General features: G+C 32.8%; 16 protein-coding genes and 6 pseudogenes. 12 read left to right on the top strand and 10 right to left on the bottom strand.

Going from position 1 to position 19,292, the window contains the following annotated elements; all coding sequences use genetic code 11:
* Positions 1-61: 61 nt before the first annotated feature.
* Both JFU23_RS03245 and JFU23_RS03240 read right to left on the bottom strand, forming a co-directional pair.
* Positions 62-217, bottom strand: coding sequence for a hypothetical protein (locus JFU23_RS03245; RefSeq protein ID WP_207200011.1), 156 nt, complete (start codon positions 215-217; stop codon positions 62-64).
* A gap of 243 nt (positions 218-460) precedes the next feature.
* Positions 461-1,051, bottom strand: coding sequence for a histidine phosphatase family protein (locus JFU23_RS03240; RefSeq protein WP_048543746.1), 591 nt, complete (start codon positions 1,049-1,051; stop codon positions 461-463).
* 213 nt (positions 1,052-1,264) lie between these two features.
* Here JFU23_RS03240 and JFU23_RS03235 point away from each other — a divergent pair, with 213 nt between their 5' ends.
* Positions 1,265-2,695, top strand: coding sequence for an IS4 family transposase (locus JFU23_RS03235; RefSeq protein ID WP_201031355.1), 1,431 nt, complete (start codon positions 1,265-1,267; stop codon positions 2,693-2,695).
* Between the two features lie 780 nt (positions 2,696-3,475).
* Positions 3,476-4,243, top strand: a pseudogene (locus tag JFU23_RS03230) (1,4-dihydroxy-2-naphthoate polyprenyltransferase); the annotation flags it as partial.
* A gap of 10 nt (positions 4,244-4,253) precedes the next feature.
* On the opposite strand, the gene satA reads toward JFU23_RS03230, so the two are convergent.
* A complete protein-coding gene (gene satA, locus JFU23_RS03225) occupies positions 4,254-4,805 on the bottom strand; it encodes a streptothricin N-acetyltransferase SatA (RefSeq protein WP_201031354.1) in 552 nt (183 codons plus the stop codon).
* 405 nt (positions 4,806-5,210) lie between these two features.
* Here satA and JFU23_RS30430 point away from each other — a divergent pair.
* The 5 genes and pseudogenes from JFU23_RS30430 to JFU23_RS03205 all read left to right on the top strand — a co-directional run.
* Positions 5,211-5,291 (top strand): annotated as a pseudogene (locus tag JFU23_RS30430) (DNA-binding response regulator); the annotation flags it as partial.
* Positions 5,258-6,373 (top strand): annotated as a pseudogene (locus tag JFU23_RS03220) (sensor histidine kinase); the annotation flags it as partial. The pseudogenes JFU23_RS30430 and JFU23_RS03220, both read left to right, overlap by 34 nt.
* 16 nt (positions 6,374-6,389) lie before the next feature.
* A pseudogene (locus tag JFU23_RS03215) lies at positions 6,390-7,020 on the top strand (N-acetylmuramoyl-L-alanine amidase family protein).
* 420 nt (positions 7,021-7,440) lie between these two features.
* Entirely contained in the window at positions 7,441-8,136 is a 696-nt protein-coding gene (locus JFU23_RS03210; RefSeq protein ID WP_207192172.1) for a polysaccharide deacetylase family protein, read from the top strand.
* A 273-nt stretch (positions 8,137-8,409) separates the two neighbouring features.
* Positions 8,410-9,120, top strand: a complete 711-nt coding sequence (locus JFU23_RS03205) for an alpha/beta hydrolase (protein WP_201031353.1) — start codon at positions 8,410-8,412, stop codon at positions 9,118-9,120.
* Between the two features lie 115 nt (positions 9,121-9,235).
* Here JFU23_RS03205 and JFU23_RS03200 read toward each other — a convergent pair whose 3' ends face one another.
* Complete coding sequence (locus JFU23_RS03200; RefSeq protein WP_201031352.1) at positions 9,236-9,601, bottom strand: YxeA family protein; 366 nt, start codon at positions 9,599-9,601, stop codon at positions 9,236-9,238.
* 570 nt (positions 9,602-10,171) lie between these two features.
* Between JFU23_RS03200 and JFU23_RS03195 the strand changes: the two genes are divergently transcribed.
* Positions 10,172-11,701: an alpha/beta hydrolase gene (locus JFU23_RS03195; RefSeq protein WP_201031351.1), complete on the top strand. Its 1,530-nt coding sequence runs from the start codon at positions 10,172-10,174 to the stop codon at positions 11,699-11,701.
* Positions 11,702-11,827: 126 nt separating this feature from the next.
* Here JFU23_RS03195 and JFU23_RS30425 read toward each other — a convergent pair whose 3' ends face one another.
* Positions 11,828-11,983 carry an acyl dehydratase gene (locus JFU23_RS30425; protein ID WP_242483480.1) on the bottom strand — a complete coding sequence of 52 codons (156 nt, stop codon included), beginning with the start codon at positions 11,981-11,983 and terminating at the stop codon, positions 11,828-11,830.
* Between the two features lie 111 nt (positions 11,984-12,094).
* On the opposite strand from JFU23_RS30425, the gene JFU23_RS03190 reads away from it, so the two are divergent.
* From JFU23_RS03190 to JFU23_RS03180, 3 genes and pseudogenes are all read left to right on the top strand, one after another.
* Positions 12,095-12,481, top strand: a complete 387-nt coding sequence (locus tag JFU23_RS03190) for a YflT domain-containing protein (protein ID WP_201031350.1) — start codon at positions 12,095-12,097, stop codon at positions 12,479-12,481.
* A 123-nt stretch (positions 12,482-12,604) separates the two neighbouring features.
* Positions 12,605-13,015 carry a peptidase U61 gene (locus JFU23_RS03185; protein ID WP_201031349.1) on the top strand — a complete coding sequence of 137 codons (411 nt, stop codon included), beginning with the start codon at positions 12,605-12,607 and terminating at the stop codon, positions 13,013-13,015.
* Positions 13,016-13,050: 35 nt separating this feature from the next.
* Positions 13,051-13,239, top strand: a pseudogene (locus JFU23_RS03180) (ParM/StbA family protein); the annotation flags it as partial.
* Positions 13,240-13,320: 81 nt separating this feature from the next.
* Here JFU23_RS03180 and JFU23_RS03175 read toward each other — a convergent pair.
* From JFU23_RS03175 to JFU23_RS03155, 5 genes and pseudogenes are all read right to left on the bottom strand, one after another.
* Positions 13,321-13,591: pseudogene (locus JFU23_RS03175) on the bottom strand (IS4 family transposase); the annotation flags it as partial.
* 187 nt (positions 13,592-13,778) lie between these two features.
* A complete protein-coding gene (locus tag JFU23_RS03170; protein WP_201031348.1) occupies positions 13,779-15,608 on the bottom strand; it encodes an FtsX-like permease family protein in 1,830 nt (609 codons plus the stop codon).
* A gap of 16 nt (positions 15,609-15,624) precedes the next feature.
* Positions 15,625-16,386: an ABC transporter ATP-binding protein gene (locus JFU23_RS03165; protein ID WP_201031347.1), complete on the bottom strand. Its 762-nt coding sequence runs from the start codon at positions 16,384-16,386 to the stop codon at positions 15,625-15,627.
* 284 nt (positions 16,387-16,670) lie between these two features.
* Positions 16,671-17,747 (bottom strand): HAMP domain-containing sensor histidine kinase, encoded by a 1,077-nt coding sequence (locus JFU23_RS03160; protein ID WP_201031346.1) that lies wholly within the window; start codon positions 17,745-17,747, stop codon positions 16,671-16,673.
* Positions 17,744-18,430, bottom strand: a complete 687-nt coding sequence (locus tag JFU23_RS03155; RefSeq protein ID WP_201031345.1) for a response regulator transcription factor — start codon at positions 18,428-18,430, stop codon at positions 17,744-17,746. Before JFU23_RS03155 ends, JFU23_RS03160 begins: the two co-directional genes overlap by 4 nt.
* A 367-nt stretch (positions 18,431-18,797) precedes the next feature.
* On the opposite strand from JFU23_RS03155, the gene JFU23_RS03150 reads away from it, so the two are divergent.
* Positions 18,798-19,229: a nucleoside/nucleotide kinase family protein gene (locus JFU23_RS03150; RefSeq protein ID WP_307838349.1), complete on the top strand. Its 432-nt coding sequence runs from the start codon at positions 18,798-18,800 to the stop codon at positions 19,227-19,229.
* Positions 19,230-19,292 lie beyond the last annotated feature (63 nt).

Here is a 19,292-nt window from a genome sequence, read left to right as displayed (position 1 = left end):
TGTATCATGTTTTATTAATGATTTGGCTGAAGTAACAGCATCTAAAGAAGATGAAACAATATTATAAAATAGCTTCTTCTAATGATTGAGTGCTGAATCCAAGAATTGATTTTTGAATGTTATTTTCATGATCTTTTACAATAATATATGGAACGACCTGTACGTTAAAGGATTCAACCTCTTCTTTTTCTTCTGGGGTATTAGGGGTACCCCCCATCGCCATCAAGTTAAGAAATACATTCTTCCCCAAAACGAAAAAATGAGTTGTTTTTGTTACGTTACCAGTTCTAACAAAGATTTGCTACGTTATTCCATTTTCCAATGTGTTTTTGATTTTTCAACTATATCTTCTTCAAATGATGAATGAAACAAATGTCAAGTAACCCTAAAATATAATACACTTACGATGTACTATATTTTAGGGTTACTTGACGTTTACTTTATATAATGGAATCTTCGACTATATACATTCTAAGTGATTCGTATCGTTGATAAAATGAATTACTTTTTCTTTATCCGTAAGTTCAATCATACTAATCCCTGTATCTCCTACTTTAAAATAGTAATCCATGTTAATTGGCATTTGGAAAAAGGCACGTAATATACTAGTAATTACCCCGCCATGAGCTACAATTGCAATCCGTTCATATTTATTTTCTGTCACAATTTTAGAAAATATCGTTTCAATTCTCATTCGAAACTCAATGAATGATTCCCCATTTTCAAAACGATCATGAAGAAATTTTGGCTCTGGATACTTTTTCGCTTCTTCGAAAGACATGCCAGCCTGTATACCATTATTAAATTCCATTAATTCTTCTTCAAATTTCACTGGACAACCAATTGCTTTCGCTAATGTTTCAGCAGTTTCTCGCGCCCTCTTTAATGTACTTGCCCATATAAAATCTGGTGGAAAGTCATTTTTCACTTTATGTACTAAACCTTTCACTTGTTTTCTACCCATTTCCGTTAATTCAAAATCTGCTCTTCCTTCATGTACGTTTAAAATATCCGCTTCCGATTCCCCGTGCCTAATTAATAGTATTTGCATACCTTTTCCCCCTTACATCTTTTAAACTAGATTGATATATTACCATATTTTACCGATATATTCAAATGAATAAGAAATTCTTACTTTTAATAACATATTCTTTAACTTGTGGTACCGTCTCATCGCTATCAAGCTAACAAAACTAAATTTCCTTAAAATGAAAAAATACGCTATTCTTTTTGTAAAAACATAGGAAAGGATGGCGTTTTTGGTATGAACTTATCGACTTTTGATAAATTAGAGTTGTTTTCTAAAGAGTTACAACGATATATGTCACCTGGTGCTTTAGAACAATTAGCTAGAGAAATAGGATTTGTTCAAAGAAAAAGTAAATATCGTGCGCAAGATTTAGTAGCTCTTTGTGTTTGGTTAGGCGAAAACATAGCAAATACTTCATTGACACAACTATGTAGTCGATTAGAAGCTAACACAGGTATTTCTATGAGTCCAGAAGGACTCAATCAACGCTTTAATTCTCGAGCTGTACAGTTTTTACAACAACTCTTAGCACATTTACTTCACCAACAATTTTGTGCTTCTAGCAAGATTCCAACTTTGTATACAAAATATTTTCGACGTATCCGCATCTTGGATTCTACCCATTTTCAAATTCCAGATAAATTCACTTCTACATATCAAGGTTCAGGTGGTAGCGGTCAAAGTGCTGGAGTAAAAATTCAACTAGAGTATGATTTACTAAGTGGTCAATTTCTTCATGTTCATGTAGGATCCCGAAAACACAATGATAAAACGTATACTTCTACTTGTTTAACATCCCTTCAACCGAACGATGTATGTATACGTGATTTAGGATATTTCGACTTAAAAGATTTACATACTATAAGCGAGTGTGATGCTTATTTTATTTCGCGATTAAAGCTTAATACACGTATATATCAGAAGAATAAAGAACCTGAATACTTTCAAAATGGAACCATAAAAAAGCAATCTGAGTACATCCAATTAGATATGGAGCAATTTATTGACCAATTACAGTCAGGTGAAACATATGAAATTCCTGAAATCTATATTGGAATGTATCAAAAGCTTCCGGCAAGACTAATTATGTATAAATTAACTGAAACGCAAATGAAGCGTAGACAAAAGGATTTAGCTTCTAAAGAGCATAAGAAGCAAATTACCTATAAAGAACGCAGTAAACGACTTAGTGCAATTAACTTTTACGTTACAAATATTCCATTGGAATATCTGCCAAAAGAGCAAGTATACGATTTTTACTCCTTACGATGGCAAATTGAACTTATCTTTAAAACATGGAAAACATTTTTTCGTATTCATAAATGTAGTTCTGTAAAATTAGATAGACTAGAATGTCACTTATACGGACAATTAATAAGTATCCTTCTTTGTTCCTCCACCATGTTTCAAATGCGCCAACTACTCCTCATCAAGAAGAAACGAGAATTAAGCGAATATAAAGCAACTTATATCATAAAAGATTATTTCTTACTTATTTATCAATCTTTGCAAAAAGACACCCAAGAATTAACAAAGATATTGTTTCGGCTGTTCAATCTTTTGCAGAAAAACGGACAAAAATCCCATAGGTATGAGAAGAAAACAGTCTTTGATATCTTAGACGTCGTCTACAACTTTTCCATGTCTCATAATCATGTAGCGTAATTCAAAAAATCGAAACCCAATAGGGTTTATTTGATATGCAATTCTTTAAAAAACTTACACGGGATCTTTAGAAAAAAGAAGAAATCTCGCGTGAAATTAAACTAATATAAGCTTAGCTTGATGGGCATGGGGTACCCCCCATATTAGAAAAAAATATATTTTGATGCAAATTTATGGTGTAAGCAAGAGCATGAAAGTTCTATCGCCAATTCTTTTTTTGATATAATAGATGCGTGGCAGGAAATAGATAGAAAGATACTGCTAGTAATTTATACTTAAATGTAGGGTAACTAACTGTTACGATTTATTTAACCAATTATAACGAAAGTTAATTAAATATATCAGTAAGCCCTGCTAGTCCAGTGATTGGCTAGTAGTGAGGGTTAACTGCGGGCAATCCCTAAAGCTGATTGAACTACAACGTGGCTAGAAATAGCGAGCGTGAATGTTGCGAAAGCAGAAAAAATCAATCAGATGGTGTAAGGTTAAATCCTAAACACTAGAACAATGGGTCTTCCGCCTCGAATCATCTAAGTCAAAATGGATAAGATGAACGTTCAACGACTATCTCGTATAACTGACGAGAGTACATCACAAGCCTATGGTGGTGGAAAAATCCTCTATCTCTAAAGAGATAAACATATAGTCTGCGCTCATGTGAAAATATGAGAAGTTCATAAGAGAACTGGCTAAGGAATTGCGCCCTTAGTTGAACGAGATAAATTTGATTGAATTGTATAGATTTAGTTAAGTTTATCGTATCGGAGATTGAACAGATTTATGGGGAATGAAAAAGAAATTAGTTCCGCTAAATTAATATGGAAGATGACGCGCCCGCATACTTTAACGGCGACGTTTTCTCCTGTAATTTTAGGGACAGTGGCATCACTTTACGTTGCAGAAATTCATTGGCTTTTATTTATTGCGATGATGGTTGCATGTTTAGCGTTGCAAATAGCAACGAATTTATTTAATGAGTACTATGATTTCAAACGTGGATTAGATACCGCTGATTCAGTTGGCATCGGTGGTGGAATTGTCCGTCATGGATTGAAACCAAAAAATGTTTTAACAGTTGCGCTTTTATTGTATGTAGTAGCAGCATTTATTGGAATTTATATTTGTATGAATAGCAGCTGGTGGTTAGTCGTCATTGGTTTAATTGGGATGGCGGTTGGCTACTTATATACAGGTGGTCCATTACCAATTGCGTACACTCCATTTGGAGAATTAGTTTCTGGACTGTTAATGGGGACATGTTTTGTACTTATTGCTTTCTTTATTCAAACGAATACGATAACGATTGAAAGTGTATTGATTTCCATTCCAATTGGAATTTTAGTAGGTGCAATTAACATGTCGAATAACATCCGAGATATCGAAGAAGATATTAAAGGTGGAAGAAAGACGTTGGTAATCCTCCTTGGGAGAGAAAAAGCAGTGGTAACACTAGCTGTAGCCTTTTTCATTGCTTATTTATGGATTGCCGTAATTGTATTGATGGGTTATATAAGCCCTTGGGGTTTTATTTTGAGTTTTTTAACGTTATAAACTATTCTCATTTGAAATGCATATACCAATAAATTGCAACTTCATCACTTGTCATATCCAAACCTTTATAAACAAGAAAATCAAATCCACCAATTACAAATCCGTATTTTTCATAAAATTTACATGCTGCGACATTATTATCTTGCGTTTCAAGCATGATACCTGGCATATTTCCTTCTTTTGCCCATTGCTTTGCTTGATCAACTAACCTTTTACCAACTCCGAGTGTACGATATTTTTTATCCACCGTTATATCTTCTATATAAGCATAGTGATTCCAATTCTTTTTCAATACTATGAATCCAATGATTTGGTTATGTAACAGTGCTATGTAAATTACTTGATTGGGCTTATTTATATATTCATTGCACGCCAGTTCTTCATTATTATTTTGTAAATAACTTTTTTCATAACTCGGAACGTCTTCTACTGTATATTCTATGCGTCTATTTACTTTTGAAAGAGAAAGAATTAACCGCGCATTCACTATAAAACTGTCATCAATCTCCGGGAAATTATCTAAATCATTTGTTTCTAACGCTCTAATTAAAAGGCTCATCGTGATACCTCCAAATAATATTATTTCTTCTGGTTCTTTATGTGATTCAAATTCATTCCAATTACAAAATTATAATAGCATTTCAATAGTAAGGCTATCTCTGCATTTTATCTTTATACTGTCACGCTATTATCTTGATATAACTATGTTGTATGTAGTAGTGACGGAAATAGTGAAAGATTTATAATTGGTTAACATATAAAATGAACTATTTCTTCCTAACAATAAAGTGAAACTTTAATCAGTGGGGGTTTTCTTCATCCCCCACTGATTATTAGTTGAACCAATCGGACTTTTATGGGCAGTTGATCCCCCAGCTAAATTCTTTGCTTTCGCTGCATTTTGAGGTGGGGGGTCTTACTGCCCATTAAAGCGGGATAAAATAAATCGTGGAGAAGATAAAAGATGCAAAGAACAATATTAATCGTAGAAGATGAAGATATTTTACGTGAGATTATGAAGAAAATGATATTAAATATAAACTATTAATCAAACCAACAATAGATGCAGATGGTAAGGTAAATTACATATTTGCTATGACATCATTGCAACCAGTTGATGAAGCTGTGCAAATGATAAAGGATTATTATGTATATTTAATTCTATTTGTACTGATTTTAATTGTTTGGACATCGTTCTATTACTCAAAGAAAATTGCCAAACCACTATTACAAATAAATGATACTACAAAAAAAATCGCAGGCTTAGATTTTTCAGAGACGATACCTATTACTACAAAGGATGAAATAGGTGATTTATCACAAAATATTAATACACTTTCTAAAGCGTTGCATTCGTATATTCATCAATTGCAGCAAGATATAGAGAAAGAAAAGCAATTAGAAAATACACGTAAAGAATTTATTGCTGGTGTTTCACATGAGTTAAAAACACCTTTAAGTATTATGAAGAGCTGTATTTCAATTTTGGAGGATGGTGTTGCTAGTAATAAAAAGGATTATTACTTTAAAGCAATGTCAAAGGAAGTAGATAAAATGGATATGCTCATTATTGATATGCTGGAGTTAGCAAAATTCGAATCTGGTACGTATAAAATGGAAATGGATGTTTTCCATATTGACGAGATGATTGATTATATATGTGAGCAATTAACTTCGGATATAACAGCTAAGCAATTACATGTGCATAAACAACTTTCTAAAATTGAAGTTGTTGCAAATCCACATCGAATAGAACAGGTGGTTACTAACTTTATTACGAATGCGATTCGTTACACACCAGAACATGAGGATATTATTATTTCTACAATAGAAGAGAATGAACGTGTAAAAGTATGTGTAGAAAATAAAGGAGCACATATTGAACTAGAACATTTAGAGAAAATATGGGATTGTTTTTATCGAGGAGATACGTCTCGTCAACGCTCCAAAGGTGGAACAGGATTGGGCCTTGCTATTTCAAAAAATATATTAGAACTGCATGACGCGGAATATGGTGTTTTGAATACAGAAGATGGAGTATCATTTTTAAACAAAATCGACATTATCTGCATTTTATCTTTATCAGCATTCAGTACTATTTTCATTAGAAACGGAATGAAAAGCTGATAAGGAGATTATTAAAATGAAAAAAAGTGCGATATTGCTTTTGTTTATTATATTAATAATGGGCACTGGTGTTAGTTTCATACATGCTAAGGGGCACAAAAATATATCAAAAGAGGATTTACGATTAAAAGGAAAAACTATTGTAATTGATCCGGGGCATGGTGGAGGAGATAGAGGGACGAAAGGAAAGAAGTTTGGAACGATTGAAAAAGAGCTTAATTTAAAAGTAGCACAAAATATAAAGAAAGAATTAGAAGAAAGAACGGATGCAAAAGGAAGAATTACAAGCGCGTGTTAAAGTAGTGAAAGACCATTCGGCGGATCTTTATATTAGCATTCATCATGATGCTTTTGAGGATACAAATGTAAAGGGAATAACAACTCATTATGGATCTAATAAAAGGAAAGATAAAAAATTAGCTAAGATTGTACAAGAAGCTATTTTTGATCAAAATATAGACAGCAGAGATAGAGGCGTTCATGGCAGTGATTTTCTTGTCTTACGAGAGAATCCTTCTCCGGCTATCCTAATAGAATTAGGGTTTACATCTAATGCGAGTGATGAAAAAAGAATGAATTCAGAAGAATTCCAAGCAAAATCGCAAAAAGGAATTGTGGATGGCATTATTAATTATTTTACGATGTAATAAAATAGGCAAATAGAAAAATACTATTCTTTCTAAATCTTAATTAGGAAGAGTAGTATTTTTTATTTTTGGTGTATATCCAGTTTTTAAATTAAAAACAAATATTTTTCTAAAGAGTGGATGCAATACGCTATTCTTTAACTGATTTCGACATTATCTGCATTTTATCTTTATCCATCTCTATTAATCTATTTATTGTAAACACCGGTTGAAACTAATGATTCAGCCTTATAAATAATGAATATGAAAATTAATAGGGAAAGGATCGAAAAATAATGAAAGAATCACAAAGTAAGAAAAAAAAGTCGATTAACTAAGGTAATAATATCTCTAGGAGTTGTTTTAGCAACGACCTTTTTCACTTTCTTTTTAATTGGAAAATGGTACTCTATCCCAGCGAAGGGAGTAGCTAATGAAAGTATGAAACAAGTTAATACGCAACAACAAGAAAAGAAAAAGGAAACATCACCAGCAAAACAAAAAAGACCTGATGGAAAACCGGTAGGAAAAGTTGTCTATTTAACATTTGATGACGGTCCTAGCGAATTGACTGGGAAATTTTTAGATGTACTAAAAGAGCAAAATGTTGCTTCGACATTTTTTATGCAAGGTAGTAATTTACAAAATACAGGTTTTCAGGAAAATGTAAAACGAGCAGTAAAAGAAGGACATTATATTGGTGCACATAGTATGACACATAATAGTGATAAGCTATACAAAAAGGGACAATTTGTACCAGAGATGAAAGAAACGTTAGATCTTATCCATAATATTACGGGTACAACTCCTAAACTGGTCCGTCCGCCATATGGATCTGCACCAGGATTAGAGGGAGAGGAAGTTCGTAAACAAATTGTAGAAGCAGCAATAAAAGTTTGGGATTGGACAATAGACTCAAATGATTGGAAGTTAAAAGATAATCCAACTCAGATTATCGAAAATGTAAAGAAACAGACAACAGAAGAAGTAGAAGTTGTTTTAATGCATGAAAAGGCGCAAACATTACAAGCTCTTCCTGAAATTATTAAATTTTATAAAGAGCAAGGGTATGAATTCGGTGTATATAGTGATGAAGATCATTTTCGTCTAAACTTCCAGAAAGATCAACGTCTATAGTATAAACTTAGTTATCTTAAAAAGGTGTTTTTATTACTAAATCAATAACTAAGCCAAAAGCTGATTTCCTATACGATAAGGAAATCGGCTTTTTCTTTATAAAATTTTAATTAGCTTATGAAGCTTCTTTTTAAAATAATATATTGAATTTATGTTAAAACGGCATTTCAGGGCTCGTATTATTTTTTCTAAACTTATTAGTTAAGATTATTCGACAATTATAGTAATAATAATTAAAGTATAGAATATACACATCTTAGGGAGGGCATATATGTGAAGAAGTGGTTGAAAATTGTTCTGTACTCTTTACTAGGTATTTTACTTATGGGAAGTATTGCTTTTTTGACTTGGTCTCAGTTTACTTATAAACCAACGAAAGAGGCTTTGTCGTTAGTGGATGATAAAAAAGATGAAGAGAATATAGTATTTGGAGAGAAAGGTGCTAAAATAGGGGTTATTTTTTATCAAGGAGCTAAAGTAGAAGTTGAGGCTTATAGTTACTTAGGGGAAGCTCTTGCAAAAGATGGGCATTTTGTAGTAATGCCTAAGTTACCATTAAACTTAGCGATACTTGGAATCAATGCAGTAGACAGTGTAATTGAACAGTATCCTGAAGTTCAAAAATGGTATGTTGCGGGGCATTCAATGGGGGGAGCTATGATTTCTAAGTATGCTTTTCAACATGAAGACAAGGTAGACGGGATCATTTTCTTAGGTTCGTATCCTGCAGATGATTTCTCTACTAAATCGCTTCCGATGTTATCAATTTATGGGGAAGTAGATGCTTTAGCAACTGTAGAAAAAATAGAGAACAATGAAAAGTTAATGTCAAAGAATGCAACTATGCACATGATAAAAGGCGGAAACCATGCTAATTTTGGCATGTATGGTGAGCAAAAGGGTGATAATGCGAGCTTAATTACGTCAAAAGCACAACGAGATGAAACAGTGAAAGTAATTGAAGAATGGTTATTAAAACAATGATAGCGAATGTAATAAATTTACCGAAAGGATTCTCCCATCTCAAGCATGTGTAGGAAGATAGCCTAACGGTAGGTGGGAGAGATAATAAAGAGCCAACTCGTACGAATTGGCTCTTTTATTTATTTGCTATCTCCAATTGTCCCCTTATTTTCTCCGGAATGTCCTTTTCAGAAATAATGTCGTAGGAATAGACATACTTACCTTTCACATGAATTTTTAAGTAAGTTTTTCTTATAAAATCATTAGGAGTGTTCGTTCCTATTTTATATTCCTTCTCATTCCTTAATTCATCAACACCTTTTAGCGAGTACATAGCTCTTCCTTTATGATGGTAATCTGGAACGCCATATTCCTCCGCAATAGCGTATACATTTTTTTCTTCAGCAATCGGATTAAATCTGTCTAAATCTCCGCGTAATATGAAAGGTAGTAAGTATATAGGGAGGCCTATTCCTAGTATGCAAATTACAAATTTCTTCATGATCGTTTCTCCTCTTGTTCATTTACATGATTCAGTATAAAAAAAATTCTTATAAATATAGAGGGAAATTCCTTAAGATTTTCTTAATAAAGTTTAACCGTGTGAAAAAAGATTAACTTGAGCATTAAGCTTACGGAATGAATAGCCAAATAACCTGTTTTCTTTATTTTTTGATGGTAGGTTATTTGGTTTTATATTGGTATGAGTGAATTAAGAAATAAGTGGGATTTAGGAACTAGAATAAATTTATCTTACAGTAATAAGAGAATTATCTAAATAAATTATAGTGAGAACAATTAAAGAAAGCATCTAGTCGGGTGCTTTTTCTTTTGGAATAGAGAATCCCATGGGCAGTTACATGTAATGCAGCGCTGTGCTTCTATGTCATTGGAAAATCCAATGATAAAAAAAGAGGGGAAGGCATTTTTTATTGAAGTTTGTTAATGATAGCTTTTTAACTTGAGAGGGGGATCGTAAAATAGATTATTAATCTCTTTGATAATTTTTATTTTCCTTATAGTTGGCATACTGTATTAGAAATTTTTAATTTTGAAAGGAGAATCAATAATTATGGGTAAGAAAAGAAGAATAAGTAATAAGTTATTACTTGTCAGTGCAATTTGTACAATAACAATTCCCTCAGTCTCATATGCGGAGGAAGTAATTTCACCTGAAAATTTTACGAGTTCTTCAAGTTTGTATGAGGGACGGAATACGGAAGTATTGAAAACAAGCTTATATCCTGATACATATAATTATCTGTTTAACCACCAATTTATTTCGAAATTAAAGGAAGCAAACACAACTATAAAAAAAGTAGACAATAGTGATGATGAAAATCCTATTATATCTACTACTCTTTCATTTATTCGCCATATGAATAGTGAAGATTATAAATCTGCATTTGATTTAACCTCAAGGTCATTACAGAAAATAATATCCAAAGAATGGTTGAAGAGCTATTGGGAGGGACTGCCAGTTCAATTACAAGCAGGTTCTTTTATAGAAATTGGAGAGGTTACACAAAAAGGGACAAATTCTGTTCATACAAATGTGGAGATTCAATTAGTTTTTGAACAAATGACTGTACCTTTACTAATAAAACTAGATCCATCTGGAAAAATAGACGATTTTCAACTCAGCATGTCGTTTAGTCCTGTTGCAGAGCGTCCATCATATAGTAAGCCTGAATCATTTGTTGATAAAGAAGTAGTAGTTGGAAGTGGTGCATTTCCATTACCAGGAACATTGTCTGTTCCAAAAGGAAAGGGTCCTTTCCCAGCGGTTATTCTTGTTCAAGGATCTGGAGCAACTGATCAGGATGAAACAGCGTTTGCTTTAAAACCATTTCGCGATTTAGCTGAAGGTCTTGCATCGAAGGGAATTGCTGTCCTTCGCTATAATAAACGAACATATGAACATGGGTTGAAAACACAATTCAGTCCCTTTTATACAGTTGATAAAGAGACAACAGATGATGCTCTTCTTGTAACTCAATTTCTTAAAAATGAGCCTTTAATAGATAAGAATCAAATTTATATTCTGGGTCATAGTCAAGGTGGAATGATGCTTCCGAAAATGATTGAAAAAGACCAAAATCAAAATATTGCTGGGGCAATTGTAATGGGAGGGCCAGCTCGTACGATCCAAGACGTTGTTTTAGATCAATTTGAGTACCTTTTTTCTATTGGAGCAATGAACCTAGATGAATATAAATTCTACAAATCACAATTTGAATTATTAAATGATCCCAATTTCTCTAGTCAGAATCCCCCAAAAGATTTTTACTTAGGATCAGCAGTATTTTGGGATTCTATCCTTAAAATTAAAGCAGCAGAAATGTCAAAAGAACAAAAGACACCGCTTCTTATTATTCAAGGAGAAAGAGACTATCAAGTTCAATCAAAAATCGAAATTCCTCTTTGGAAAGAACAATTAAAAGAACGAGATAACGTTGATTATCGATTATATCCAAAGTTAAATCATTTCTTTACAGAGGGTGATGGGGAAATAAGTAAGCCGGATGAATATTATAGTCCTGCTAATATACCTGAGTATGTTATAAATGATATTGCTGCTTGGGTGCAAGGAAGATCGTAATTAAATTAGCAACCATATGTTTTAATAAAGACTTTCTTTCTGTAATCAAAATAGAAACATTTTTATTAGGTTATATGTTTTTAAAAGCACTCTTTGAAAAGGAGTGTTTTTATATTTTCCTTTGATTTAATTAACGAAAAAAATATCTTGTACTCCTTTTATAACTTTTTCTAAATAGAACTTTTCTATAAAATAAGGGGCTTGCCTTCCAAACAAATCGTTATTTGTAACACTTTTATTAAAGCAAAGTTCTCGTGACATCGCTTTGATATTCAAAAACATTAATAACCTATTGTATTAAGTTTTTTGAAAATTTAGGTTTAACATCTTTAAAATAGGTGTATTACATATTACATAACAACTAAATAAAAAATCTAAAGGAGGAAAGATACCATGCATAAGAATGAAAGGAAACCGGTGGTTCATGAATATCAAAATGAACAGGAAGTAGTTATGAAAGTAAAAGAGCTAGAATTGCAAGGGATTCGCCAAGATGACATTTATGTCTTAGCACATGAAAAACATCTAACAAAAAGGATTGCGGATGATACAAACACAAATACGATTGGAGTAAAAGAACAAGGATTGGGCACAAGTATTATCAACTTTTTCTCCAAAAAAGGTGACGAACTCCGAAATCAAATGGAAGAAATGGGGTTGTCGAAGGAGGAGGCTAACTTATATGAAGAAAAACTAGATCAAGGGAGAATTTTACTCCTAGTAACAGCTGAAACACCAATGGCGAGTGATAGGCAGCTGCAAAACTATCATTCCCTCTAATAGATTGCAACATCTGATAAATAGGTAAGGTAATGCTAATTTCCTATTTCAAGAAAAGATTGAAATAGACTATATTTTAGGCTGTAGCATTGAAGAAAATAAAAGTAGAGAAGGATGAGAAAAATGAAACATACAATATTTAAATATGCTTTGATTGGGATTACGACCGGAGTCATGGTCTCCCTATTAAAAAAAGAAAATCGGAAAGCTATACAAACAAAAGGAAAAAGCGTAAAAGACAAACTACAAGAAGGAAACATAAAGGAAACATTGGAGAAGGTAACTGAGACAAGTAAACAATTCTCTGTAACTGCAGCTAATGTTGCAAAACAAACATTACCACAACTGCTTACAGCCACACCAGTTGTCATTTCTACCATTAAAGATTTAACAGAAAACGAAAATAACAAAAAGAAAAAAGATGAAAAGGATTACGAAATAAATCAAAATAGTAAGGACATAGACGGGGAAAAAACGAAAAATGAAAAGAAATATATGAAAGAAGGGAAAGAAGGGAAAGAAGGGAGTGCCTAGATTTAAGTCTAAAAAGAGAAAGTGAGGAAAAAAGTATGAAATCTCTGTATGCGATTGATGTAGGAATTGGCTTTACCAAGCGGGCATATCGACAGGATGTAGATTCTGAGATGACGATCAAGAGTGAAGCTTCCACACTAGCCCCTGTACCTAATCATGCTAAAAGTGAAGATTTAACAAAGGTAAGTTTTATAGACTTAGACTTTGCATACTACATGGGAAATTTCTTTTTTAAAAGGCTAAGTGTAGAGAATTTAAAGATTTGCATGCGAAATAAACCCTATCGGGTTCCATTTTTTGAATTAGGCCGCTTTATTAAATCGTTGATTCAATCCCTCAGGACTGATGAGTACTTCTGTTGATGCTTCTAAACAGCTAGATAACTGAGTTAAAGAAGTCATAGCTACATTTTGGCTCAACCATACACATAAAGCTACTAAATCTTTTGCTTGGTACTTACTGGTTTCGTTGTACAAAGCCAACATCTCTAGCAAGATCCCATAAGGTATTTGGAGATAAAAAACTTTGAATCTCTTGAGCAAATAGTTGTAATTCGTCAGACACAGAAACAGACATAAAAAACGCCATCCTTTCCTATGATTCTACAGAAAGAATAGCGTATTTTTTCATTCTAGGGGGCATTTCTTTTTATTATCTTGATAGCGATGTGGTGGTACCCCATTTATTATTTCCAAATCCATTTAGAATGTTCAATAAATGGGGGCAGATTATGTTGATATTCCGTATAAATAATATCATTACATTAATTTTCTTTCGGAAGTACAATTCCTTTATACAATTGAACTGTAATCAAATAGTAAATCGAGTAAATCACTACGAAAATAATAATTGGTAGCCAAATACGAAAGTACGGATCAGCCAAAAGAACGCTGAACATGTTCATACCAACTAATACATGAACAATACCCACAATTGCTGGGACTAAAAATATAAAGAATAACTCCTTATAAATCGATTGTATTAATAACTCCCGGCGAACACCGATTTTACGAAGCATTTGATAACGTGTACTATCTTTGGATGCACCGGATAGAATTTTAAACATTAAGCAGCTTGCCATCATTGCTAAAAATGCAACTCCAACGAAAAAACCCATAAACATTAGTCCGCTGGCAAAATCATGACTCACAATATACGCTTGATACTTACTATCCAATTCTTCCGCTTTCACATTTTTATATTTTGCTATCTGTAATTCATCAAGTTTTTTCCATTCTTTTATGTATGATCCAAAATCATCTGTTTTCCCCATAAACACAGTACTTTCTTTACCCTTCAACCCATCGTATATGTTTTGATTTACAATTTTCATTTCATAATCAGGATATAAATAATTTGGCTGGATCGTTCTGAAAGCCTGGATCCATTGTTTTGTGTCGGTCTCTCCTTTAACCCATTTTATTGAAAATGCACCAATGGGTAATCCTTCTGAAACTTTTTCTATTTTCATACCTTGCAAGAAAGGGCGATTTTTTTCTACATCTTCTTTAAGATAATAAACATACCTATCATCAACTTTGTAATGATATTCATGTTTTTCTTGGAATAAGATACCACCCAAAATTTTCTTTTCTTCCGCTGTTGGATTATGAATGACTGAATCGTAAATTCGCATTTGATCTGTCATTTTTAGGATGTTGTTTTTAAATGCCATACCACAAGCAATTCCACCAGCACCAAGAGCCACTAAGATTGCTACTGTTGCAAGCACATTTGTTAGACCATTAATGCGGAAATTTAATTGTGCAAAAGTAAAAGCATTTAGGCCTTTTTCACTATGTTTTTTATTACTCTTTAGCTTGTTAATCATAACTGGGAGAAGTGATCCAAATATAAGGTAAGTACCAACGGTTGCTGTGATTAATCCAACGGCCATTAATCCCAAAACAATTAGCGAATTTGCATGAGAAATATAAATCAGTGATGCATAACCAATACCTAATAAAAGAATACCAAGGAATGCAACTACAACTGTCATTTTTCCTTTTACGGCGACACGTTCTGTTTGTGCATCTGCATGTACAAGTTGCAGTACAGAAATACGCGATAATTTAATACTATTCATAATTGCTGATACTATAAATAGTGCAAAGAAGAAGACGCAAGTAATAGTGATAGATGGCAGATAAAATGCTTTATAACCTTCACCAGTAAACTCGAGTTGTTTCATTAATAACTGACCGATACCTTCTGCAAGTCCTACACCAATTGTAATTCCAATCAAAAGAGATGTGGCACCTAATATGATTGTTTCGATAAACATAAGTAAGGTAACTTTATGCTTTTTTGCTCCTAACATCATATACATACCAAATTCTTTTTGGCGAAGAGCTGATAAGAAAGAGTTTGCATATAAAATATAGAAAAATGTGATAACCGCTAACAAAAAGGAACCAATTTTAAATACAGACACAATATCCCTAATAGAAGAGTTAGATTCAAGGAACGTTTTATTGGATGCTAGCGTTTGAAACATATAAAAAGTCGAAATAGAGACAATAAGACCAACAAGTAAAACAATATAATCTCGCAACTTACTTTTTAGGCCTGACATGGAAAGCTTAAATAACATGATTGAACTTCCTTCCTTACGCTTTTTGTGTGCCTAAGTTTGCAAGCACGTCTAAAATTTCTTTATAGAATTCTTCACGGGTACCACCACGATGAATTTCTTTATATAACTCACCATCTTGAATGAATAAAATACGCTGACAGTAACTGGCACTATATGGATCATGCGTAACCATCATAATGGATACACCTTGTTCTTTATTTAAGTTTGTCATCGCATCCAGTAAACTTGCTGCATTTTTAGAATCAAGCGCTCCTGTTGGCTCGTCCCCTAAAATAATTGCTGGCTCATGCACTAACGCACGTGCTGCTGCCGAACGTTGCTTTTGTCCACCAGATACTTCAGATGGATACTTTTGAAGTATTTCTGTAATTCCTAACATACCCGCTACTTTCTCGACTTTGGGTCCAATATTACGTGATGGAACACCTTGAAGAGATAGTGGAAGTGCGATGTTTTCATAAATAGACAGGTTTTCTAACAAGTTAAAATCCTGGAAGATGAATCCTAATTTTTGCGAACGGAAATCAGAAAGCTCACCTTGCTTCATTTTCGTAATATCCGTTCCTGCAATTTCAACAACGCCGCCTGTCGCTTTATCTAACGTTGAAATCACATTTAATAATGTTGTTTTACCAGAACCAGATGGCCCCATAATACCGACAAACTCCCCCTCTTGAATTGAGAATGATACACCTTTTAACGCGTACGATTGATTCTCACCTTTTTTACCGTACAATTTTTGAATGTTTTTTACATCTACAACTGGTTTTATCATATATATCCTCCTATGTTTGCTTTTTCATTTCTTTAAAATAAGCTGCTATTCATATTTGCTACTAACAAAATAGTCATGTTGCATTTACCTTTTCCATAAGGCTGTCACGATGTATCCAATTGAAAGCTGTAAAGAAAATTTTATTTTTAATTTCTCCACTCACCTCATTGCTTTGAATACATACATGATAAACTATGAAAATTAGGAAACACCCTGTAAAATCCTTAAGAATTCTTAAGTTTTATAAAAAAAAGCTTATGGAACCTGTAATTCCATAAGCCAATCTATTTGATTGGATGTTCAACAATAAAGGATATCCAACCTTCTTTATATTCTGCATGTATATTACCATGATGAAGTTCAACAATTCTTTTTGAGATAGCAAGTCCCAGTCCATTTCCTTGATCATTTTTTCTTGCCTTATCACCCCTGAAAAATCTTTCAAACAATTTATTAGGGTCGCTAACAGGCGGCTTCTCGACTTTATTTGATACTTTCAAAATTGCTTTGTTACCTATTAATTCAAGACATACGGATAATTCGGAAGGTTTCATGCTGTACTTTATCGCATTCATAAACAGATTTTCATATACACGTACCATTTTTTCTACATCCATGAAAATAGGTATTGTTTCTTCTGTTATTGATTTTTGAACGATTAAACTTTCCTTTTCAAATATAGGAATGTATTCTCCAACTATTTGCTCCAACAAACCTGATAAATCAACTTCATTAAAGTTTAACTTAGCATCTATGCCTGATAAACGAGTATATTCAAACAGCTCATCAATTAAATATTTCAGTCTCTGTGACTTTGAATAAGTGGTTTCAAGGTATTCCTGTAATTGTGTTTTACTGTTGTATTGCCCTCTTTTTAATAAATCTATATAGCCAATAATAGATGTTAACGGTGTGCGTAAGTCATGAGATACATTGGTTATAAGTTCATTTTTTGTACGTTCTAATCGTCTTTCCTGTTCAAATGTATTTTCCAATTCCTTGGACATATAGTTGATATTTTGAGCAAGTTGGGTCAATTCGTCCTTCCCCTTAATCCCAATTGTCAAACCCAGTTTTCCATTTGCAATATCATTTACATTATCCGAAATGAGCTTCAAATATACTATTTTCTTTCGAACCAATATCAAAAAAATTATTATAAAGTTAAAGATTGCGAACGCGAATAAGAACAACAATGCCAAATTGAATTCAAACATACCAAATTCTTCGTGTTTTACAAAAAATGGATCTATGACGTATGCCAAAATGAGGATTGTTAAACCAAATGAAATAAAAAAACTAACTGCAACAGCACCAAGAAGTTTTATAATGATCTTATTTCTAAAACTAACATTCTTCATATTTTATATCCAATTCCCCAAACAGTTTTAATATAAATAGGATGTTTAGAATCCTCTTCAATTTTGTCTCTTATTTTTGTAATATGCACCATGACGGTATTATCCGATTTATAAAAAGCATCTTTCCAAACTGCTTCATATATTTTTGCTACACTCAGGACAATCCCTTTGTTACGGGCAAGTAGTTCGAGTATATCAAATTCTTTTGGAGTTAGACTTGTTTCCTTTCCCCTTACCCATACTTGACGTGTATCTGTATTCACGGCTAAATCACCAATTTCTAGGATGCTTTTATTATGATCTATTGACGTATTGTATTTTTTAAACCTTCTTAATTGGGATTTTACCCTAGCGATTAATTCCAATGGGTTAAACGGTTTTGATAAATAATCGTCGGCACCAGAGGCTAGACCCTGAATTTTGTCTATATCCTCTGATTTTGCAGATAGCATAATGATAGGCATATTGCGGTCTTCCCTAATCTTCATGCAAGCTTCAATACCATCCATATCCGGCATCATAATATTCAAAATAATAAGATCAAACTCCTTTTCTTCTAACAGTTGTAAAGCTTCCATAGCATCTTCTGTCTTTTGAGTTTTCAGTCCTTCATTTTCCAAATATACAGAGATAAGATTTCTAATCTCTTTATCATCATCAACAATAAGAATTTTTGACTCCATATGATTCCTCAACATTTTTTCTCGTATTGAACAACTAAAGACATAAGCAGGGGAAACATTTCTATCTTACTTTCTTCAAATTAATTCCTTCAATTATTTTTTTCCAATAAACCTTGAATTTGGAAGGGCTGCAACAACTGATTTCTAGTTCATTATATACATAAAATTAAAAAGGTTAACTATTTTCATACTTAACCCCTCACAGGTTTGAATTCATAATCATATACTAGCATCCAAATCTTAAGAAAAAGGGGAAAAAGTTCTTAAGAATTCTTAAGCTTTCTACAGCACTTTGTCATAAGAATATGTGGTGAAAGGGAAATTAAGTTGTCTTAGTTTAAAAAAGGTAGAAAGGATAATGAATTGACTGGATAAATGGGAATGTTTAAAGCAACAAATAAAAGAAAAGTATAAAAAGCATAATGTAGATAGGCCCTTTGTTCTTGCGATAGATGGTTTAAGTGGTGCTGGGAACACGACACTAGTACATCAACTAAAAAATATCTTAGATGATATAATAATTATCCATATAGATGATCATATTGTTGAGAAAGCTAAGAGGTATAATACAGGGCACGATGAATGGTTTGAATATTATCAGTTACAATGGGATACTAATTATCTAAAAGAACACTTATATGACAAATTGTATCAAAATGAAAAGTATCTATCTTTGCCATTTTACAACAAGGAAAAAGATACATTTACACAGAGAACGATAAAGATAACATCTAAAAGTATTGTAATTATTGAAGGCATTTTTCTTTTGAGGGGAGAATGGAAAATATTTTATGATTAGGTAGTATTCTTAGATTGTCCTAGGGATATAAGATACGAGCGTGTACTTCATCGTGATACATAC

The sequence above is a fragment of the Bacillus sp. TH50 genome (assembly GCF_016650565.1).
GTDB classification, from domain to species: Bacteria; Bacillota; Bacilli; order Bacillales; family Bacillaceae_G; genus Bacillus_A; species Bacillus_A mycoides.
The sequence above is the reverse complement of the archived record's forward strand: the minus strand, read 5'-3'. Positions and strand labels throughout refer to the sequence as shown.